Below are 20,697 nucleotides of genomic sequence, written 5' to 3' on the forward strand. Positions count from 1 at the left end.
GGGGAGACAATGGTGAAAAAAAGAGCAATTGTTTATCCATATCATGCAGATTTCGGTCCGGTCGTCAGATTCTCCAATTTACTGGGCAACTATGAGCTTGTTTCATTAATGGCACCTTTAGGTTTTGGACTGAATGAAAAAGATGCAGCGTACAGCTATTATGGTGAGGATGTGGGTATAAAAGTTAAAGATTCTCTTTCAGATGATGAATTTGATGTGTTAATGATTTGTGAATTTGAATGCAGTTTTGAAAAAGTGGTGTTCCCGACAATTATCAAAGCCGCAGAGATGGGGAAAGATATTGTTCTGCTTAACAGATGTGCTGATCATGAAGTTGAAATGGTAAAGAAGGTATGCCTGAAAAATAATGTGGAACTCACAAGTTTTTTTGGAATTGACATTGACAGAACGAAAGTAGAACTCGTTGAGAAAATACTGCTGGATATTAATGTTCCGATAATCTGCGTGGCGAGTCTTATGGAAAAATCCAATAAATTTGATGTTCAGCTTAGCCTAAGGGATTATTTCTTGAAAGAAGGGTACAAAGTAAGTCAAATTGGGACAAAATCTTATTGTGAGATTATGGGATTTCATTCTTTTCCTGATTTTATGTTTAATCATAAAGAAGCGGAGATAGATAAAATATTTCTTTTTAATCACTTCTGTAAATATATTGAATTGAACGAACGACCTGATGTAATGATTATCGGAATTCCAGGCGGGACAATGGTATATAATAATCTGTTTACCAATAGATTTGGTATTACTGCATTCGAGGCGGCTAGTGCAATCCATCCGGATGTCGGTATTATGAACTTGACCTATGATGATTTTAATGGAGAGTTTCTCGATAAGATATGTGTGTCAACAAAGCATAAATTAGGTTTTGATATTGATTGTTTTAATATGTCAAATCATAAATTTGATACGGGCAGAAGCAAACAGGATAAAGAATTGAAGTTTTTTACGGTTGATTCTAAGTTGGTTGATGAAAAAATTGCACAAATATCGCTAGAGTCAAAGGTTCCTCTGTTTAATTCGTTAAATGGGACAGACACTTTGAAATTAGCAGAATGCTGTGAAGCTCTATTGTTACAGGAAAATATGCAAATCGTATAAAAGAAGGGTGATATTTATGGATCTGGATCAAGTGCGTGAACAGATAAACGAAATATTATTCGACGTAATGGGAATGGACAAGATCAAGCTTAATGAAAACTACTTCTATGAAGATTTATTGGGCGAGGCGATGCAGTTCTCACCACGGGATTTGTTGGTTCTATTTGTACATATTGAGGAAAAACTAAAAATACAAATTCCGGAAACCGATATATTAAATGGATGCTTCAACAGCCTAGATCGAATTAATAATACAGTTTGCCGCATTCTACAGGAAAAAAGAATAAGGGAGTTGGTTTAAGTTGTTGAATGTAGCTTCACTCAGTAGCCTGAATCGTGCGGGGGCTGCAATGGTAATCCAGAAAAATAAGAGTTCAGAGATTTCATTTCAAGACGCGCTATCGACATCGAGTTCGGAAGCGGTTTTGACGGAATTGGAAAAAAAATTCGACATTAAAATCAACGTTCAAGCCATACCAAAGAACAATGAAGCAGTGAAAAGTGTATACTCTGGTAGTGTTGGCAAAGGGAATGTAACCATTGCTCCAAATATACTGAATCAGTCGGCAACAGATCCACAAATGCAAAAAAGGGTAGAAGCAATTATTCAGGATCATTTTGCTTCCAGCGCTAATGATAAACCCGGTGATGCCAGTGGCGTCATTATACATCCGGATGGAACAGCTACTTTTTGGGTGATTGGTGATTATTTAACACCTGCCGAGCGGGAGAAGATTAATAAAGAAGTAGAGGCAGAAAAAAAAAGAAAGGCGGAGCAGTTAGACTCGTTGAGTAAATTAAGTAGCAGCTCTAGCCTATCACAATTCGGGTTATTTATTGACAACTCCAATAATGGTGAAGAAGATAGCATGTATTTAAATAGTGTGCTACAAGCTAGTCTGGATTCGATGCTGCGGAAAAAGAACCTGTTTAATTAAATGATTAATCACTTTTTTAATCATGACTACCGCCTGGGTCAATGGATTTGTGACCAATGAGGCGGTTTTATTTTTGTCGATCTGTAAAAGGAGATGATGAACATCGAAGCTAAAGTGAAAATTGCCGTGATTGATGATGGTATCAACGAATATTTGCTAGGTGAACCGGTTGTTCAACAGTTGATCTTCAATGAAGATTTCACAATAGACGCTTATACAATAGACAGTCCCGAAAGAATAACTCACGGCACCATCTGCGCAGGCATAATTAAGCACTATTATCCGGAAATCTATATGTATAGCTTGAAGATATTGTCTGATACCTTAAGGGGAAATATCCAGAAGTTGTATAGTGCACTAGAATGGTGCGTTCAAAATGATATCCAAGTTGTAAATATCAGCTTGGGAAGCCATTGCTCAGCGGATTTATTAGAAACGCAGAGAGTTATAAACAAGGTTGCTGGTCAAGGCTTAGTTATTGTAAGTGCCGCAAGTAATCATGATTATATTACATATCCAGCTTCTTTTTCAAACGTTATAGGCGTTAAGAGAGAGGTAAGCAACACGCTGCACGAAGGGGAGTTTTATCTCAATGATAATATCATCGACGGTATAGAATTTACGGCTTTTGCTAGACATCATTTGAATGGTAAAGAGTGCAGCAACTCGAACAGCTTTGCCGCGCCCATGATTACAGCCAAAGTATGTGAACTCATTGGTAAATCTCACCTAACTAACTTGCAGCAAATAAAACTCATGTTGTCGAAAATGGCAAATAACTATAGGGACGATAAACACTTGTTTATTTGCTATGCTGACCCTGATTGGATAAGTGATATATTAGTATGCTATGTGAACGGAAAATGCAAATTGGACAATCGGAATCTTTGCGTTAACATACACGGTGAAATTGTCGTTCCCGCTGAGTCGGCTTATGATGCTGTTGATGCAGCCCTATTGGCTTACAATGAAAATATTGAGACTCTCGTTGTGATCAGCAGAGATCTTTACCCTGATGCTTATGTTGAATTACAGTGGATTGCTTCGAAATACAATAAAAATGTAGTGTTTATTGACAATTACCAAGGAAAAGATATGAACAAGATAGTTAACAATCAGTGTACTAACATTAAGTTATGGCATAGCTTATTCAAAATACACAACATTTACACACTTAACAGCACCCCGTTGCTGATCGAAGAGCCAATGGTTTCTATTTACATCCCTGCTGACACTGACTTTGAAGTTATTCTCTGGTTAAAAGGGCAATTTAAAAATAATAACTATAACAGTTATTTTGCATCGAATCACCCTATCGGAGTTTTATACGGAATAGACTATGTTCCTGAGACAAACTCAGCGCAGACATCTTCCTATTTTTCCTTAATTCTGAATAAGAAATCTTACGATATCGCGATATATGTCTTATATGGCTATGATATTTCGGATAAAATAGAAACGGATATTGAAATAGACATTGAACCATTAAACGGTTACTTTCAAGCAACTTTTGCTGTAAATGGCTTATGCCAGGAACGTATTATCAATATTAAACAGATTGATGAAACCTTTATCGGAGAACTTTATAATTCTATAGTTTATTTACTCTCTTAATGGGGGACAAAAAACATCAAACACTTAGAATACCCTCCATTAATAACTTCTTTGCTAGCCCCTCGTTAGTCGACTTCCGGATTCATCGTATTTACACTACAGTGATATCATCAGCCTTGTATTTACATGAGGATTCGATACACACACTACTCATAGCGAAATTATTATTCCAATGATAGATCCTATTTAAGTTTGACTTACTAAACATCTGGGTAAATGACGGAGTAGCGTTCTTGCTAGTTTTCGACAATTTCCTACTTGTGATTGCGGATAAGCGGAGTGACAAGATTTACAAATAGATTAACGAAGGTATTTTAGGGTAGAATTGTCATCAAGTAGGGTTACATTCTGGGTGGATTTCGACATTCCAGAGAAGCCCCTATTTTTTTGTGTTCTGACACGGCTTCATATCTTGGTGCTCAACAGATATCATACATTGTCGAAATTTTGTCGAATAATATCATATAATGTAGAAAAATAATTGACAGGAAATGAATAGAACTTTAGAATTAGGTAGTAGCGTAATCATTACTATCATATAGAAGCGTACATAGCTTTTAGCAAGAATGATTATAAATGTGACTTCAAGGGAGGATGTACGATGATGAAAGCAACAGGCATAGTAAGAAAAGTGGATGAATTGGGACGTATCGTAATTCCTATTGAACTGCGTAGAACAATGGGAATCGACATAAAAGACCCGCTCGAAATTTTTGTAGACGCTGAAAAGATTATCCTTAGAAAATATGAGCCAACTTGTATCTTCTCCGGAAGCTCAGAAAACCTGATCAATTTCAAAGGTAAAATGGTAAGCAAAGATGTTCTTGATGAACTTATTGCAAGCTTTGATAGAGCATAATCCATATACCACATATGATTCCAAAAAAAAGAACCGGTATTACAAGCACAAGATGTGCCTGTAATACCGGTTCTTTTTTTTATGGTACTTTCGAAAGCGGGTTTTATTTAGACTCTAGCACACTTTGGATTTTTTTGATAAAAGCATCATATTGTACGAGGCCTAGCTCCATGCACAACTTCTGGTAGGAAGATAACTTGTAATCTAGCTGGTTCAACTTCTGTTCCAGATCGTCGTACATTGCCTGCTTTTCTATCAATGCTTGCCGAAGCAGATTATCTATGTTCTCTTTGTCCGTCTTTTCCCCAAAATACAGGTGCATAAAAAAGTCAGAACGCAGAACATCTTTTTCGGCTGGTGATTGTAGATAAGCGTGGAACTGATCCAAGCCGGCAGAGGTAATGGTGAATACATTTTTGTCGGGTTTGCCTTCCTGTCGCACAGATTCTTTAGTGATCAGATTCAGCTTTTCCATCTTGCTTAGGGTAGGATAGATCGTGCCATAGCTGGCATCGAAGAAAAATGAGAAGTATTCCTCGAAATGTCGTTTTATCTCGTAACCAGAATGAGGTTTTTCGCTTAAAATCCCCAGAATAACATCTTGTATGTTCATAAATCATTGCCGCTCCTTTCTTTCACTTCCTACCATATCACAACTGCATATCGCTCTCAATTTGAAATGGCATAGCCGGAGTGGCAAACTGTATAATTACGCATTTACTGGCACGGGCTCTTGTTCTCGTGAGATCCGAGTTTCTTTACGGAGGAAAGTGACAAGTACGCTTAATACAGCAATTGTTGCCCCAATACAGAGTAAATAGAACATATCTTTCCATACCCCGTTACCCCCGATAACCAGGTCGAGCATACCATTAACTGCATAGTAAGCGGGTGAGAAGGGACCGATCCAGTTATAAAAAGGTGAAAGCACATCGCGTGGAATAGTTGCTCCGGACGCTAACATTTGCATGGAGAGAAGGGCAATATTTAGCCAGCCGCCAGCATCCCCGAGGAGCAGCAGACTAAACTGAGCAAGGATCATGCAGGAGAGAATTACCGTGAACTCGAACAGCCACATAAGCAGAAAGCCACGATTAGAGTGGATACCGAGTGAGTTAACCATGATAGTTCCCACTAGTGAGATAAGCACAGCCGTTCCACCCATAATGACAAATCGGGCTGCAAAGCGATTCCATTTACTAAATTGTCCAGACAAGTTGGAGGAAGCTTTATGGAGATTCATCGCGAGTAACATTGCACCGGTAAATGAGGCGGTAACGATCATTAAGGGAACCATAGTTTGTGCAAAATTAGTTGTAGGGTTAATGATTTCGACGTTGGCGGAAATGCGGCTGCTTGCAGCACTTTTGATGATCTCCGCTTGTGCCTGCGGCAGATTCATAGCATCCAAGGTGTGGCTTAGTGCTGAACTACTGCTTTGAGTGTTCATTGCAGCCGTGACTTTAAATGCTACCGTCTGCATGACATTGCTGACCATCTGCGGATTAGATTCATTTAAGAAGTAGTGGAGTTCAGTCTTTGCAGATGGATTGCTGATCTGTCCAGTGAACCCTTGGGGAATATTGATAATCATGCGGATTTCTCTATGCTCAAGTGCTTCTTTTGCATTTTCTAGTTGGAGATCCTGTCTGGTTACGAACTGAAGTGATCCTGCAATCCCATCGACTATAGGCTGGGCATTTGTACCATCCTCATTAACAATAGCAATGGGCAACTGATCTACCCGATCCGTTACATGATCGTACCCTGTAATCCAAATTAAGCTGAAAAAAACTTGGAACAACAGTGCAGTTATAATTCCAATGATGGTAGCAGGCTGCTTGAGGAAGCGCATGATTAATGGATTTGACATGGTTATTTCTCCTTTATATTTCAAGTTGTAATATTACAGATTGAAATATATCATAACGAAATATAAACTGCAACAGAAAAAGTTAAGAGCATGGACATTACAAAGCGATTTCATATATCATAGGGCTTGTACTGGAAATATCGCACAGATGAATGTCTTACCTGAAGCAGAACAGAATGGGGAGGAACAACAGATGAATAACGAAGTACATGGAATGGAACAAAACGTGGTTCATGCGAAACTGAACAAGCCAGAAGCGATTGTATTTGATATGGATGGAACATTGTTCCAGACTGAAAGTCTTTTATTGCCTGCATATCATAAAATGTTCGATATTTTGCGGGAAGAGGGACTATACGTAGGACCTACACCACCAGAAGAACGTATTCTAGGCTGCTTGGGGATGTTGCTGGCAGACATTTGGAAGAATGTTATGCCTGAAGCAGATGAAGCCGTGCACCGCCGGGCGGATGAATTGCTCCTGCAGCTGGAGATTGAAGGGCTTGAAGCCGGAGGCACACTACTGTATCCACAGGTGGTTGAGACACTGACAGCGCTTAAAGAGCGCGGAGTGAAGCTGTTTGTGGCTAGCAACGGGCTGAAGGATTACATTCACAGCATCGTTGTGGTACATGAGCTTAAGGAGTTGTTCGAAGGATTGTATAGTGCGGGAGGTCAAGGCACTGCGACTAAGACCGAGTTGCTACGCATTCTTTTGGATAATCATGGGATCAGCAGTGCCTGGATGGTTGGGGATCGTTCTTCTGATGTTCAGGCAGGTAAAGGAAATGGCCAGACCGTAATCGGCTGCGCCTATGCAGGCTTCGGACGTCAGGATGAGCTGAAGGGCTCTGATGTCATTATTACCTCCTTCGCCGAATTGGTTGATTTATACGACAACGCAGCGTTTAGTGAATAAGAACTTACGATGGGGAGTTTGCTAGCTTACAAGCAAGCGCTTGATCACATAAAAGACAACCTTCTTGAAGAAGGTTGTCTTTTTATTGAAGTCAAAAAGATGGTGCTTCAGTTGAAAGAAATCGGTATCGTCGTCAGGCAGCAAAGATATATACATAAATAAAGGAAGTAATCCGATAAAAAATGGAGAGGGAAAATATGGAAACCGAGAAGCGAGAAGCGAGCCAAGGGAGCATAAATATGATAATGAGTTTCTTTTTTATTACTTTAAGTGCTGAGATTGGAGTGGGGATGTGGTTTTTAGTTATAGGTATAGTCTTTTCTATTGGTGGAGGGAGCCTATTTGTAACTCATTATGATTCCTTGTTTTTTTATAGTGCTGTTCTTTTGTTGTGCATTGTATGTTATCTATGGTTTATAAAACATCTATTTGAAAAAAATTTGATCTGACTTTATATTATTTAATCAAAGTAAGAAATGAGATTTAAATAACATAAAGGGTTCTATATGTTTTGCATGCCTAATATGTAAACCCTTTATGTTAAACTATCGTTCTCTGTGGGTTAAATTACCAATCGGATTCATTTAATTTAAAAGAAGTGATTCAATAAATGGCTCTATGTCAAAAGGTTTAGTCGTTGTTTCGTATCTACCGTATACATGACCGTTTCTATCGATTAAAAACTTCGAAAAATTCCACTTAACCCCATCTCCGGCATATATGTCCGGATACTTTTCCTGCAGAAAATCCTGCATCCATTTACCGCCTGATGTCTCAGTATCGAATCCTTGAAATGGTGCTTGCTGTGTTAGATATTGAAATAAAGGATGGGCAGACGGTCCCCTAACCTCAACTTTCTCAAATAAAGGAAACTTAACTCCAAAGTTGCTCTCACAATATTCATGTACTTCCGAGTTGCTTTCTGGCTCCTTCTCGTTGAATTGGTTACAAGGAAAACCAAGTATTTCAAACCCTTGCTCATGGTGAATTTCGTAAAGTTTTTGAAGATCAGGTAATTGGCGAGAATAGCTGCACCTACTGGCAGTGTTCAGAATAAGCAGAACTTTTCCACGATAAATGGACAATTCAACAGGCTCGCCATGAATTGACTTTGCTTGAAAATCATAAATAGACATCATATCATCCCTCCACGTTATTATTATAAATAACATAATAGCGCTATAGGCGTTTATTGGTCTAATATATAATAGGAATAATATTTATAGTATCTACCTATAATGGGCAACACTCGATCATTAATTACAATAAAAGTATTCCTCCAATATTCCCTTAGTTGTTACCGGTTAGTTTAATAGAAAAGAAGAGCTACCTTATAGGAAGCTCCCCCACTATCGTTTTCCGTTAGTGTAGTCTCTAAAATACAAATTCTTTCTCGTTGTTTTCCCCATCAAGATATCTAACCCTACAGTAATCTTTCCAATTATCCCAATTTGTTATACTGTCAACTTCCACGCGAAATAATTCATTATATGGCATATTCATCGGATTAGAAAAATCATAAAAAACAAGTTCATAAGGACATGCCCAATAGCATCCATCAATCACTATTAATTTTTTTTGTTGAAAATATATTATTTCCCCCCAGCAAAATCCATGACCTTTATATGCCTCTTCAGGAACATAATGTTTGGTTTGTTTATTTGATAAATTAACAATTGAATACCCTTGATAATCTAACCCACCTAAAAGATATTCTATGCCATTTATCTCTAACCAACTGAATAGAAATGTGCCGAAGTTTCTATATATTATGTCGATGGTTTTATGCTCACTATCCGTAATAATTCCTTTTGTATAATTATATCTAATAATACCTTCTACATGGTTATAGTGATGGATTTCAAGTTTAAACTTCCCTGATGGTGAATAAAAAATTTCAGTTTTCTCAGGATTGTAAAATTCATCTTGAAAATAGTACATCATCGTAGCTCTTTCACTGAGAAACTGAGTATCATTAACAATATTCCTCAAAGTTTTTCACCCCGCCTTAGTATTACAAATTGTACCATAATATCGGACATGCTATTACGCTTTTCTGCCTGTTAGCTACGTCGTTCGGTGACGCCAAAAGAAGCGTGTCTCCATTAAGGAGCACGCTTCTTTGTTGACCGGTATGATAATTGCCGCGGCGGTGCTTACTGCTGCTTAGCGTACCATTCGGAAAATTGTTTCTGGTATTCAGCGATATATTTGTCTATTCCCGCTGCTTTTAGTCTGTCCAGCGCTTTGGGGAAGGCGGTGTCATAATCGCTGAAGCCGCTGCCGATCGGAGCGAGGTATTCAGTGAATACGCCGTTCAGCTTCGTTTCTTCATTCTTGACGGGTGTATTGTCAAAGTTGAAGCCGGCACCTTTGGAAATGATAGCTCCATCGTCCCAAGCTTTATATTCTGCAATGAATTCGTCCGGTACCGTGTTATCGAAACGCATGAAGTTTTTGTTCATCAGCAGCCAGTCAGGGATCAGCGAATCAGTGGTTATTTTAGTCAAACGCCCGTTTTCATCCAGCGTATAGTCTGTTCCTTCTATCCCGTAGGCGAACAAGTCGTACAGCTCCTGGTTTTTTTGCAGCAGATTGAAGAACATGACGTAACGTTCAGGGTCTTTAGCTGCGGTGGAGACGAAAAAGGCGGTGCTGTAAGTGCCGCGGCTGATTTTTGGACGGCCGCTGCCGAGGAAATAGTTGACCAGTTTGGCATCAGGCACTGCTTGTGAGATGGTTGCCGCACCTTCGAATGGGCGTGCCGCTGTGCCGGCCCAGAACATCGCTTTACCGGAGTTCCAGTCAGACTGCAGCTGCGGAACATTGGTGGCGGCATATTTCGGAATGATTCCTTTTTCATACCAGCCGTGCATAAGGTTCGCATAACTCTTGAACTCTTCGGTTTCAAACCAGCTAATAATTTTATCATCCTTCACAGACTCATCCAGGGCAATAAAATCATTTTGCCAATAGAGGTTTTTGTCCGTGTAATCATATTGTAGGAGTCTGCGTGCATCGGTGTTGGCGTACCCGATCAGTTCGGGATGAATGGCATGGACCTTATCATAGAACTGCTCTAGTTCCCCCAGTGAAGTGACCTGTGTCATCCCGGCTTCTTCAAGCAAATCCTGTCTGACTAGCGCACTGTAGAATTCCGCAGAATTCGGTTTGTTGCCGACGGGGATCGCATACTGCTTGCCTTCCAGCTGAAAGGCTTTGAAGGAGGCCTCGTCCACATTTTTACTCAAATCAGCTGCTGCATCGGCATACGGAGTGAGGTCGGCATAAAGCCCCTTTGCCACAGATTTTACCATGTAATTGGCATCTGTATAGGTTGCGAAGTCTTCTCCCGTAGACAGCATTAAGTCAGTTTTGCCGCCGCCATATTCGGTCCAAGGAAGAAACTGAAATTCAACCTCAGCATTGATTTCTTTCTTAATAGTGTCGTAGAACGATGTCTTCGCTAGTTCCTTCATCCGGTTGGACTCATCCCCGTACAGCACAATTTTCAATTTGGCAGGAGTCAAGGCGCTGCCGTCATTACTACCGCTATCCGTAGAGGAAGAGGTACCTTCATTTCCAGTCCCAGAACTAGGGGGAGCGCTTTCATTGTTGCCCTGAGCACAGCCACTTACCAAGAACACCGCAGCTAGGAGCAAACTTAACCAACCTTTTTTCTTTTTCATGATGAACCCTCCTGAAATAGAATCATAATGTTTGAGGCATCTATTGCAAAGGCCGTGCTCCCTTAAGTCCCATTGTACATCAAGAAGTAGGGGAGCATAAACCCGGTGCAACCGAACATAATTTGGTATCTTTGCTGGAATTATCCTTTGACCGAACCTACAATAATACCTTTGACAAAAAAACGCTGGAGAAAAGGATATAATATGGCGATTGGCAAAACGGTCAGACAGGTCATTGCCATTTTGGCTGTCTCCAGTGGCGGTGCGATGATAGCTCCACCAACTTGAGCAGCATTGCCGGAAGCTAGGAACTGAATGTTCGCCATCATGTTATACATCAAATATTGGATCGTATAGAGATCCTGATCGGATACCAGCATTAGTGGCAAATAGAAGTCATTCCAGAATTGCAGTGCGTAAAAGAGCGAGATGGTGACCAGTCCGACGCGGCCCAGCGGAATCATAATGCTGAAGAAGATGCGCAGATGTCCGGCACCATCGATTTGCGCAGATTCCACGATTTCATGCGGGATGCTACGGAAATAGTTAGCCATGAGAAACATCAGAAAGACGCTTAGCACATAAGGGATGAACAGACCGATGAGCGTATCGCCCAAATGATAATATTTGGTGCTAAGCAGATACCATGGCAGCGTTCCTCCGCTGAACAGCATTGTAAAATAGGCGAAGAAGGCGAAGAAATTTTTGAGCCGGAAGCTTTTAACGGAAATAACATAAGCGTAAGCGGTGGTCACCAATACGGCCGACACGGTACCCAGCACCGTAACGATCACCGACATGGAATACGCCCGCAGAATCTGCTGTGCCTTCGAGCCAAACAGGAATTCATAGGTTTCAAAGGTAAAGCCTCTGGGCCAGAACGAATAGCCTTCCGCGGCGATTCTGGATTCGGTAGATAATGAGCCGGATACTGCCAGAATAAACGGCGCTAGACAGATTACTGAAAATACGGCAATACAGATGTAAAAGAAAATGAGCAGGCCTTTGTTTTCGGTAGTTTGCATCTTATCAGTCTCCTAAAATAGTTTGCTGTCTTTGTCATACCAGCCGGCTAATTTGTTGGCCACCAGCACCAGGATGAAACCAAAGACGGATTGATAGAGCGTGATGGCTGAAGCAAAGCCGAATTCTCCGGAACGGATGGCTGTGCGGTATACATACACATCGATAATGTCGGTAGTCGGCAGAAGCAACGGATTCAGGAACGTTACCCCCATAATCATACTGAGATCGCCTTTTAGCATGCCCCCGATGCCCAGCAGCGTCATCAGAATGATCGACGGAATCAGCATTGGCACCGTAATTTTGGTGATAATCTGCCATCTGGAGGCACCATCGATTCTTGCAGCTTCATAATAGGAAGTGTCGATGCCTTGCAGCACCGCATAATAGATAATGGCGCCGTAACCAGCGCTTTTCCAGATATTCGCTAGCACGAGAATGATTACGAACAGCCAAGGGCTGGAATACCAGTCAACCTGAGAGAAGCCGAATGTCTGGAGCAACTGGTTCATAATGCCTTTGTCGTAATCCAGCAGGGAGAACAGAATGGCTCCGATAATAATCCAGGAAATAAAATACGGGAAAAACATGACGCTCTGCGTGATTTTGATAAACCATTTGCTGCGCAGCTCATTTAGAATAATGGCGATGGCCACTGAAAAAAACGTGCCGGTTAGCATATACAGTGCATTTAACATCACCGTGTTGCGTGTAGCCCTAAGAGAATCTTCCATACTAGAGAAGAAAAACTCGAAATTAGAGAAGCCGGCCCACGGGCTGCCGAAGATTCCGTCGTTGAAGTTGTAATTTTTAAAGACGAGAATCAGACCACTCATCGGCAGATAAGCAAAAAGAATTAGAATGACGATTCCCGGAAGAGCGAGCAAATAAAGCGAGCTGTCCTTCCTTAGGGATTTACGGAAGCTCTTGGCTTTGGCCGTCCTGATTCCCGGACTTGGCATTCCTTGTGTCTCCGATGTAGCCTCTTGCATCATTAACAGTCCACTCCTTTATACTAGCGTTGTCATTTCCGTCCCTTGTTTAGGAGAACGCTTTACATGAAAATCATAAATCCACCCGGAATGTAAACGCTATCATAATAAACGGAAAAAAGTTAAAAAAAGCGGAAAAGGACGGCTTAAAAAAACGAAAAAAACAGAACTTTTTTGTTTTTTAGGTGCTAAAAAGCCTGATTTAAAGGGAAATCTCATAGTATATGCGACGCGAGGGATTATTCATAGAAAGTCAAAAAGGGGATGTCTCCGGCTATGAAAATGCTGCCGGGACATCCCCTTTGTTCCTTACTTTTAGCGGGTCAATCAGGAAGATTCTGCTTCTGCAGAATATGATTCATTCTCCATTTGGAAGGTGTAACCCCATAACGCTTTTTGAACTGGGTTGTAAAATAGGTGCTGCTGTTGTAGCCCACTTTCTCGGCAATTTCCCGGATATCCAAGCCAAGCTCAGTGACTAATAACATCTGCGCCTGCTCCAGACGCAGCAGGTTAACGAAATCGGGAAAGCTGCAGTTTACTTCGTCGGCAATAAGTCTACTGAGATAAGCGGGACTTAGCGATAGCTTGTCAGCAAGGGCATTAAGGGAGAGCCTGGAGTCATCATAATGATCTCTGATATAACAAATGGCTTCACCAGCAATGCTCTTGGTCTGTACAGCACTCATGCTGGCAATGCGCTCGTGGGCGGTATAACAGCTGTTTACAATCCAATTCCATAGCTTGTCATAGCTTTGGATCTGCCAGATATGCTGGTAATTATCTAGAAAGCCGGAATGTTGGACGTCTGCATTAAGCTCAGCCGTGCGACTGAGCTCAAAGACCAGTCTCGATAAAGCGATGGTGGCAGGCTCGACGCGGTAACTGCAGGCTACTGCCAGCAATCTCTCCACTGCCTGTGGAATATGGTTCGAGAGTTCCGTCTGCTTAACGGCTTGCAGTACCGGTTCAAGGGCACTGTCGGGCATTGGGCTGCTGTTCAGATGGATCGTATCATCGGCAAAGATGATATTCTGCTGCACATGAAATTTAATATATTGCAGACTGTCTGCAGCCTCATTGTATTTAGCCCTTAGTAGGTTTAAATCATCCGTCAGCCCGCTGATTCCGAGGACGCAGCAGGATCCGGAAAGCTGCAGCTGAGCCGCGAATTCTTCCCATTTACCGCGGTACAAAGCGTAATCGCCGAAGCTGCCGCTGTGAAGCTCGCTCAGAATCAGCACAGCAGTGCCCTGATGCGGGCGGAAGGATTGAATGGCTGCAAGTTCACAGAAGGCATGTTCAATCTGCTGTATGTTTTCTTCAAAGGTATGCCGGAAGTCGGAGTCTTCAGGTTGATCGGGCTCCAGAGCGGTCAGCACGCATACACAATATGCTCCCCCAGCAGCGGCTATACTCATCAGGGGTGTCCTGCTGTTCTCCGGTGTTCTCTGCGGGGAAAGCAGCCACCGCATCAAGGCGCTATCATCGCTTTCTTTTTTTAGCTGCTCCAGCTTAACGCCAATCTGTTCGAGCTCCTGGCTTACGGTATCGAAATCGCCACCGGTTTTCAGCGCTTCTTCATTGCCAGATAGATGAGCGATATTGCCGAACAGCCGGCCGATTGGCTTATACATCCGCCGCGAGATCAGGTTGGCGGTTATAGATGCGGCGGCAATCAAGGCCAAGCATAGGCCAGTCATCAGATTGCGGGCATTGGAGATATCACGGATGCTATCCTTGTAGGAAGTCTCCGACACAAACCACAGCTTGTCCGCTGCAGAATATACATAGGTAATCAGCTGTGGCTCTGCACCTCCCCTATAGACAAAAGAGCCTCTTTCAGAGGTGGATGACACCACCTGCTTTAACATGCCCTCTTCCAGAGGGATGTCAGATAATGCACTGTGCATGAGCACCGATGCTTTTCCGTCAAGCACAGCGTAACGGGTGGTTTCGCCTTCTTTTTGCGTAAACAGATTATTCTGCAGCTTTCCCAGATTGACGGTCAGCGCTACCGCACCATTATATTCGCTATCCGCAAATGCCCGGTCATTATAGAACACGGTGAGCAGGGTAATGGGGGCACCGTTATTCAAGGTTGCTTCCCACAGAAACGGTGATTCAACAATAATGTTATCCCGCATTCTCGAGAACAGCTCCAGCTTGGATTCAGGGCTTAGCGGAAGGTTTTCGAACATGGCAACAGGCTCATCCACTCCCATGATGTAGGCATTCTCCATATATTGGTTCACAACCAATGCTCCGCGGATTTGGCTTAGGGCACTGTACAACTGGTCGCTCCAGCTGGTATCGCCATTCATCATGAGCGCGTTGATGTTTGGATTCCTATAGAAGTCCATAGCGTAGTTCTGGACGATCTCTTCATAGTTTGTAAAAACGGTTTCAGTATTCACCAGTACATTTTGGTTCGCCTTGTTGACATTATCTATCGTAATATTCCGGTACCAATAAAAGATCACTACAGCCAGTACTAGAATACAGCAAACTGAAATCGCGGTTAGGCTCATAAAAAAGCGGGAGTACAATTTCTTTCTTTTTCCCAAGCTGCTCACCCCTTCAGGTAAATCCTATTACACCCATTCTAGAGGGAAAGGCTATTCGCTGACAAGGAGTGAAATATGGGCAATATAGCATGAAAGTATAAAAATGAAGAAATAGAACATAGAAAATACAAGAAAGTTAAACTTATACGAACTATAATTGGTGGTGCTTACATTTGAATTGTTTTGAGGAGGATTACTTTTAATGAGAACATTCCGCAATCCAGTGCTGCCGGGATTTTATCCTGACCCTTCCGCTATCCGTGTTGGTGAAGATTATTATCTTGTGACTTCAAGCTTTGAATTTTTCCCAGGCGTTCCTATCTTCCACAGCAAGGATCTGGTCAATTGGCGCCAGCTTGGCCATGTACTGGACCGCCCGTCCCAGCTCAATCTGGATCACTCGATTCCCTCCATGGGCATTTGGGCACCGACGCTCCGCTATCATGAGGGAGTTTTCTATATGATTACTACTTTTATTGACAATGACAAGAACCAGCATAATTTCTATGTAACAACAACCGATCCGACCGGAGACTGGTCTGACCCTGTATGGCTGGAGGATGCACCCGGTATTGACTCCTCTTTGTTCTTCGATGAAGACGGCAAGGTGTATTATACCGGCAACCGTGTTCCGCCGGAAGGGCAGGATTATCCGAAGCATATGGATATCTGGCTGCAGGAGATTGATCTCAGCCAAGGGAAGCTAATCGGTCCGAAGCATAGTATTTGGCAAGGCGCACTCAAGGTAGCTCATGCGCAAGAGGGACCGCATATTTATAAGATCGGCGCTTGGTATTACGTGCTGATTGCCGAGGGCGGAACCGGGCATACTCATGCGATTACGATTGCCAGAAGCAAGAGTGTGACAGGTCCTTATGAGGGCCATAAAGCCAATCCGATTCTGACGCATCGCCATCTTGGCAGAGCGTATCCTATTGTTAATGTGGGTCATGGAGAGCTAGTGGAGACTCAGCATGGTGACTGGTGGATGTTCTGCTTGGCTTCACGAACCAGCGGTGGTTATTACCGCAATCTGGGACGTGAAACCTTCCTGACACCGGTAATCTGGGAGAACGAATGGCCTGTGGTCAATCCCGGCAAAGGGGTGCTGGAATTTGAGACGGAGGCTCCGGATTTGCCGGAGACAAAATGGCCGGAATTGCCTGCGCGCGATGAGTTTATAGGTTATGAGCTGGCACCGATCTGGAATTTCCTGCGGACACCGCGGGGTGAATTCTGGAGTCTCACCGACAAGCCTGGAGTTCTGCGGCTTCGCCTGAAGCCAGAACGGCTCTCGGAGATTGCCAATCCATCTTATATCGGTAGACGCCAGCAGCATTTGAGCTTCAGGGCGGCGACTGATATGACGTTTAGTCCCGCTGCAGAAGGGGAAGTGGCTGGTCTTGTTCTCCTCCAAAATGCGGATCACCACTTCCGTTATGAACTGGGGCTGGAGGCAGGCGAACGTGTATTACAGCTGATTCATCGGATGGGGGGCAGCGAGCAGCTGCTGGCGTCAGTGCCATATCCACAGGATCAGGTACAGCTTAAGGTGGAAGCCAGAGGACAAGAGTACAGCTTCTATTACAGACCTTCTGAAGCCGCCAAGTGGACAGCCTTCTGCGAACGGACGGATGGCAGAGTGCTCAGCACCGATCTGGCCGGAGGGTTCACAGGAGCATACATCGGGATGTACACAAGCTCTCAAGGTGCAAAGAGCGAAAGCTATGCTGATTTTGACTGGTTTAGCTATGAACGACTTGAGTAATAGGAGGAGGTGAAATTCAATGAGCAGCAATCTTGTAACCAATACGTATCCGATTCCCGAGCTTCCCCAGATTCCCGAGCGGACTTTTACAATCACGGATTATGGGGCGGAAGAGGGTGGATTAACGCTATGTACCTCTGCTATTCAGGCTGCACTGGACGCCTGCGCTGCAGCGGGAGGCGGAAAGGTTGTTATTCCCGCTGGTATCTGGCGCACAGGACCTCTTACTTTGCATAGTCGAATTAATCTGTATGTAGACAAGGGAGCATTGGTGCAGTTTGATCCTGATCATACCTTGTATCCGCTACTTTCTTCCCATTATGAGGGGAATGCCGGCTGGCGCTGTCAGGCTCCGCTCGATGGAGAAGGTTTAAGCGATGTGGCAATAACCGGTGAGGGGATATTCGACGGCAGTGGCGAAGGCTGGCGCCCAGTGAAGCGGTTTAAGATGACCGAGAAGCAATGGGAGCGTTTGATCGAATCTGGAGGAGTGCTTGATCCGCAAGGCGAAGTATGGTGGCCTTCACGGGAAGCTATGGAAGGTGAGGACTTCTGCCGGAAGCTGTGGGACAAGGGAGAAACTAGTATGGAGGCTTATCTGCCTGTTCGTACGTATCTGCGTCCGACGTTGCTAAGCCTGCGCAATTGCCGGCGGGTGCTGCTGGAAGGGCCGACCTTCCAGAATTCACCTGCTTGGTGTCTTCATCCCATTGGTTGCGAACAGATTACCGTACGAAATGTTCAGGTACGTAATCCTTGGTATTCGCAGAACGGGGATGGCCTTGATTTGGAATCCTGCACGCATGCTCTAGTTGAGCACAGCAGCTTTGATGTGGGTGATGACGCCATCTGTCTCAAGTCAGGCAAGGATGAGGAAGGTCGTAGGTTGGGAATGTCCTGCCAATATATTACCATCCGGAATTGCACGGTATATCACGGACATGGAGGCGTTGTAATCGGCAGCGAGATGTCCGGAGGTGTACATGCAGTTCGAGTTAGTGACTGCCTGTTCATCGGCACGGACATCGGCCTGCGGTTCAAAAGCACCCGGGGAAGAGGCGGTATGGTAGAGGATATTGTAATGGAGAATATCAACATGACCGGCATCATCCACGAGGCTGTATCCTTTCATATGTTCTATGCAGGGGTTGAAGGATCGGAAGGGTATGACGAGCAGTTATTTTCGGTTACAGAGGAAACTCCGCAATTTCGGAAGATTACCCTGAAGAACATTGTGTGCCATGGTGCGGCAACCGCTCTACTGGTTAACGGGCTGCCGGAGATGCCGCTTGCTGATCTAACCATCGAAAAATTCCACGCAGTGAGTGACCGGGGAATTGTGCTGCGGCATGCTACAGGGCTCACGCTGGATCGTATCCGGTTGCAGACTTCGGAAATGCCGAAGATAACAGCGCATAGATGCAGCCACGTCACGCTCACTCATTCCGAAGATTTGATGATCACAGAGAGATAAAAAATTCTATGGATGATGGAAATCCGTCTTGAACTTCCGTGGGTGTGACCTTGCTTCTTTTCGGTATTGGAGCGGGGTCAGACCGGTTGATTTTTTGAATGTTTTATTGAAATGGGAAAGATGTTCAAATCCGACAGCGGAGGCGATCTCCTGGATTTTGTCTGTAGATCCGACAAGCAGGCGTTCGGCTTCCCTTACGCGGACATGAACGATGTATTCCCGAAAGTGAAAACCCGTCAATCGGTGAAATACCCGGCTCAAGTATGAAGGACTAATGTAAAAATTACTTGCAGTCTCTTCCAGAGTAAGGGCCTCACGGTAGTGATCACGGATATAGGTGGCTACATCAGTTACTAGATGATGGAGCGGATGTTTCGTCCCTCCAGCTTGTGAGATACTCTCTGAACGCTGAAGGAGAATCATCAGCTCGGCGAATAAAGCGATTACGCTGGTTTCGTAATACGGTCGCTGTAACCGGCATTCTTCCAGCATCCGGTTCATTAGGATTTCCGCTTCGTCCTGCTCGCGCAGGGTCAGCTTGAACAAGCGGTACCCGCGGTCATGAAACCAGATGGCTTCATTCTGCAGGGATGGCGGTAGAAGAGCAGGATCATAGTTGATCAGAATCCGCTCGAATTCGGCTACTTCCGAGCTTGCTGTGGAATGAAGCTCCCGGCCGGAGATAAGAATAAGCTCACCCTTATGAACCGTAATGACTCGGTCGTCCACAAAGTATACCCGCTCCCCTTGTATCAGATAGTACAGCTCGGCTAAGTCATGGCTGTGGGGACGTGGCATAGCAGTGATGCCTTTACGTTTCATATGCTGGATGCTGTAGCGGTCTTCTTCAATATGATATTTGTGATTGGGGCTAGTCAGGCTAGTCATAATTCTCCTCTTCTCTTACGAAGCGTTACGGTTATTATAGAATAAACTCAGGTTGATAGGAAAGGAGCCGCAGATGTTAATTACAGTCTCTAAGAGTGTCGACGAAGGATTCAGTAGTCTACAGGCAGCGTTGGATTCAATTCCACAGGAACACAAGGAAGAAGTGACGATTCGTATCAAACCCGGCATTTACGAGGAAAAAATTACAGTGAAACAGGGAACGCCTCCGGTTCTGCTATTGGGGGAAGACACGAATTCCACCATCATTACCTGGTCAGACAACGCCCATACTTTAGGACCGGACGGAGAGCCGCTTGGCACGTTCAAATCCGGCACCTTGAATGTATTCGCTGAGCATTTCACGGCTGAAAATCTGACCATTCGAAATGCATCAGGTCCCGGCACTGGCCAGGCGGTGGCTGCTTTTGTTGATGCTGGTCATGCTGTATTCCGGCGTGTACGCCTGCTGGGTGATCAGGATACTTTGTATACAGGGCAAGGGAAGCAATATTATAACGAATGCTACATTGAAGGCGATGTGGATTATATTTTTGGCGCGGCTACGGCTTTGTTTGAACGTTGCCGGCTGCATAACAAACGTTCCAGAGGATATATTACAGCCGCATCAACGCCTGAAGACGCATCGTTTGGTTATGTATTCCTCGATTGTGAAATTACTGGCGGTCAAGGTGTAAGTGAAGTGTATCTTGGCAGACCTTGGCGCCCTTATGCACATGTTGCTTTTATCCGCACGGTCATGGACAGTTCGATTATCGGCGAAGGCTGGCATAATTGGGGGCAGCCGGACAGGGAGGAAACTAGCCGCTATGAAGAATATGGCAGCAGTGGACCGGGAGCTAATCCCGAAGCCAGAGCTGCATGGTCGCGGCAGCTGATTCCACAGGAAGCTGCGGAGTATAGGGTGCTGTCCGTGCTTGATGGCTGGCATCCTGAAGGATATTAAGGGAAGGAGC

General features: G+C 43.9%; 19 protein-coding genes. 10 read left to right on the top strand and 9 right to left on the bottom strand.

The features are described 5' to 3' along the window. Window positions 1–9 precede the first annotated feature (9 nt). From NYE35_RS09240 to NYE35_RS09260, 5 genes are all read left to right on the top strand, one after another. Window positions 10–1,119: a TIGR04066 family peptide maturation system protein gene (locus NYE35_RS09240; protein WP_179089047.1), complete on the top strand. Its 1,110-nt coding sequence runs from the start codon at window positions 10–12 to the stop codon at window positions 1,117–1,119. A 16-nt stretch (window positions 1,120–1,135) separates the two neighbouring features. Then, window positions 1,136–1,420 (top strand): hypothetical protein, encoded by a 285-nt coding sequence (locus NYE35_RS09245; protein ID WP_036684022.1) that lies wholly within the window; start codon window positions 1,136–1,138, stop codon window positions 1,418–1,420. 1 nt (window position 1,421) lies between these two features. Continuing rightward, window positions 1,422–2,057: a DUF6033 family protein gene (locus NYE35_RS09250; RefSeq protein WP_036684019.1), complete on the top strand. Its 636-nt coding sequence runs from the start codon at window positions 1,422–1,424 to the stop codon at window positions 2,055–2,057. 96 nt (window positions 2,058–2,153) lie between these two features. Further along, window positions 2,154–3,671, top strand: coding sequence for a S8 family serine peptidase (locus NYE35_RS09255; protein WP_036684017.1), 1,518 nt, complete (start codon window positions 2,154–2,156; stop codon window positions 3,669–3,671). Between the two features lie 601 nt (window positions 3,672–4,272). Continuing rightward, entirely contained in the window at window positions 4,273–4,530 is a 258-nt protein-coding gene (locus NYE35_RS09260) for an AbrB/MazE/SpoVT family DNA-binding domain-containing protein (RefSeq protein ID WP_036684015.1), read from the top strand. A gap of 103 nt (window positions 4,531–4,633) precedes the next feature. Here the strand turns inward: NYE35_RS09260 and NYE35_RS09265 are convergent, their stop codons facing one another. Both NYE35_RS09265 and NYE35_RS09270 read right to left on the bottom strand, forming a co-directional pair. After that, entirely contained in the window at window positions 4,634–5,143 is a 510-nt protein-coding gene (locus NYE35_RS09265; protein ID WP_036684013.1) for a PadR family transcriptional regulator, read from the bottom strand. 96 nt (window positions 5,144–5,239) lie between these two features. Next, window positions 5,240–6,403, bottom strand: coding sequence for a YhgE/Pip domain-containing protein (locus NYE35_RS09270; protein ID WP_341120729.1), 1,164 nt, complete (start codon window positions 6,401–6,403; stop codon window positions 5,240–5,242). Between the two features lie 193 nt (window positions 6,404–6,596). Here NYE35_RS09270 and NYE35_RS09275 point away from each other — a divergent pair, with 193 nt between their 5' ends. Together NYE35_RS09275 and NYE35_RS09280 are read left to right on the top strand one after the other, a co-directional pair. Then, the gene (locus NYE35_RS09275; RefSeq protein WP_445321949.1) at window positions 6,597–7,322 is read left to right on the top strand and encodes an HAD family hydrolase; all 726 of its coding nucleotides are present in this window, start codon (window positions 6,597–6,599) and stop codon (window positions 7,320–7,322) included. Window positions 7,323–7,519: 197 nt separating this feature from the next. Next, entirely contained in the window at window positions 7,520–7,771 is a 252-nt protein-coding gene (locus NYE35_RS09280; RefSeq protein WP_341120731.1) for a hypothetical protein, read from the top strand. A gap of 135 nt (window positions 7,772–7,906) precedes the next feature. On the opposite strand, the gene NYE35_RS09285 is transcribed toward NYE35_RS09280, so the two are convergent. The 6 genes from NYE35_RS09285 to NYE35_RS09310 all read right to left on the bottom strand — a co-directional run bounded on the left by NYE35_RS09285 (window position 7,907) and on the right by NYE35_RS09310 (window position 15,593). Beyond that, window positions 7,907–8,458: a glutathione peroxidase gene (locus tag NYE35_RS09285; protein ID WP_341122446.1), complete on the bottom strand. Its 552-nt coding sequence runs from the start codon at window positions 8,456–8,458 to the stop codon at window positions 7,907–7,909. Between the two features lie 238 nt (window positions 8,459–8,696). Beyond that, a complete protein-coding gene (locus NYE35_RS09290) occupies window positions 8,697–9,314 on the bottom strand; it encodes a hypothetical protein (protein ID WP_094902492.1) in 618 nt (205 codons plus the stop codon). A gap of 164 nt (window positions 9,315–9,478) precedes the next feature. Beyond that, on the bottom strand, window positions 9,479–11,011 hold the full coding sequence (locus tag NYE35_RS09295) for a DUF3502 domain-containing protein (RefSeq protein WP_076099988.1): 1,533 nt from the start codon (window positions 11,009–11,011) through the stop codon (window positions 9,479–9,481). A 140-nt stretch (window positions 11,012–11,151) separates the two neighbouring features. Further along, window positions 11,152–12,036, bottom strand: a complete 885-nt coding sequence (locus tag NYE35_RS09300; RefSeq protein WP_038569639.1) for a carbohydrate ABC transporter permease — start codon at window positions 12,034–12,036, stop codon at window positions 11,152–11,154. Window positions 12,037–12,048: 12 nt separating this feature from the next. Continuing rightward, entirely contained in the window at window positions 12,049–13,029 is a 981-nt protein-coding gene (locus NYE35_RS09305) for an ABC transporter permease (protein WP_051491306.1), read from the bottom strand. A gap of 320 nt (window positions 13,030–13,349) precedes the next feature. After that, window positions 13,350–15,593 (bottom strand): AraC family transcriptional regulator, encoded by a 2,244-nt coding sequence (locus NYE35_RS09310; RefSeq protein ID WP_076213892.1) that lies wholly within the window; start codon window positions 15,591–15,593, stop codon window positions 13,350–13,352. Between the two features lie 202 nt (window positions 15,594–15,795). On the opposite strand from NYE35_RS09310, the gene NYE35_RS09315 reads away from it, so the two are divergent. Continuing rightward, entirely contained in the window at window positions 15,796–17,361 is a 1,566-nt protein-coding gene (locus NYE35_RS09315) for a glycoside hydrolase family 43 protein (RefSeq protein WP_341120733.1), read from the top strand. Between the two features lie 19 nt (window positions 17,362–17,380). Then, complete coding sequence (locus NYE35_RS09320) at window positions 17,381–18,835, top strand: glycoside hydrolase family 28 protein (protein WP_341120735.1); 1,455 nt, start codon at window positions 17,381–17,383, stop codon at window positions 18,833–18,835. Between the two features lie 6 nt (window positions 18,836–18,841). Here NYE35_RS09320 and NYE35_RS09325 read toward each other — a convergent pair whose 3' ends face one another. Further along, a complete protein-coding gene (locus tag NYE35_RS09325; RefSeq protein WP_341120737.1) occupies window positions 18,842–19,723 on the bottom strand; it encodes a helix-turn-helix transcriptional regulator in 882 nt (293 codons plus the stop codon). A gap of 73 nt (window positions 19,724–19,796) precedes the next feature. On the opposite strand from NYE35_RS09325, the gene NYE35_RS09330 reads away from it, so the two are divergent. Continuing rightward, window positions 19,797–20,687 carry a pectinesterase family protein gene (locus tag NYE35_RS09330; protein ID WP_036683998.1) on the top strand — a complete coding sequence of 297 codons (891 nt, stop codon included), beginning with the start codon at window positions 19,797–19,799 and terminating at the stop codon, window positions 20,685–20,687. Window positions 20,688–20,697: the final 10 nt, after the last annotated feature.

The organism is Paenibacillus sp. FSL L8-0494, from assembly GCF_038003695.1.
GTDB lineage: Bacteria > Bacillota > Bacilli > Paenibacillales > Paenibacillaceae > Paenibacillus_AQ > Paenibacillus_AQ odorifer.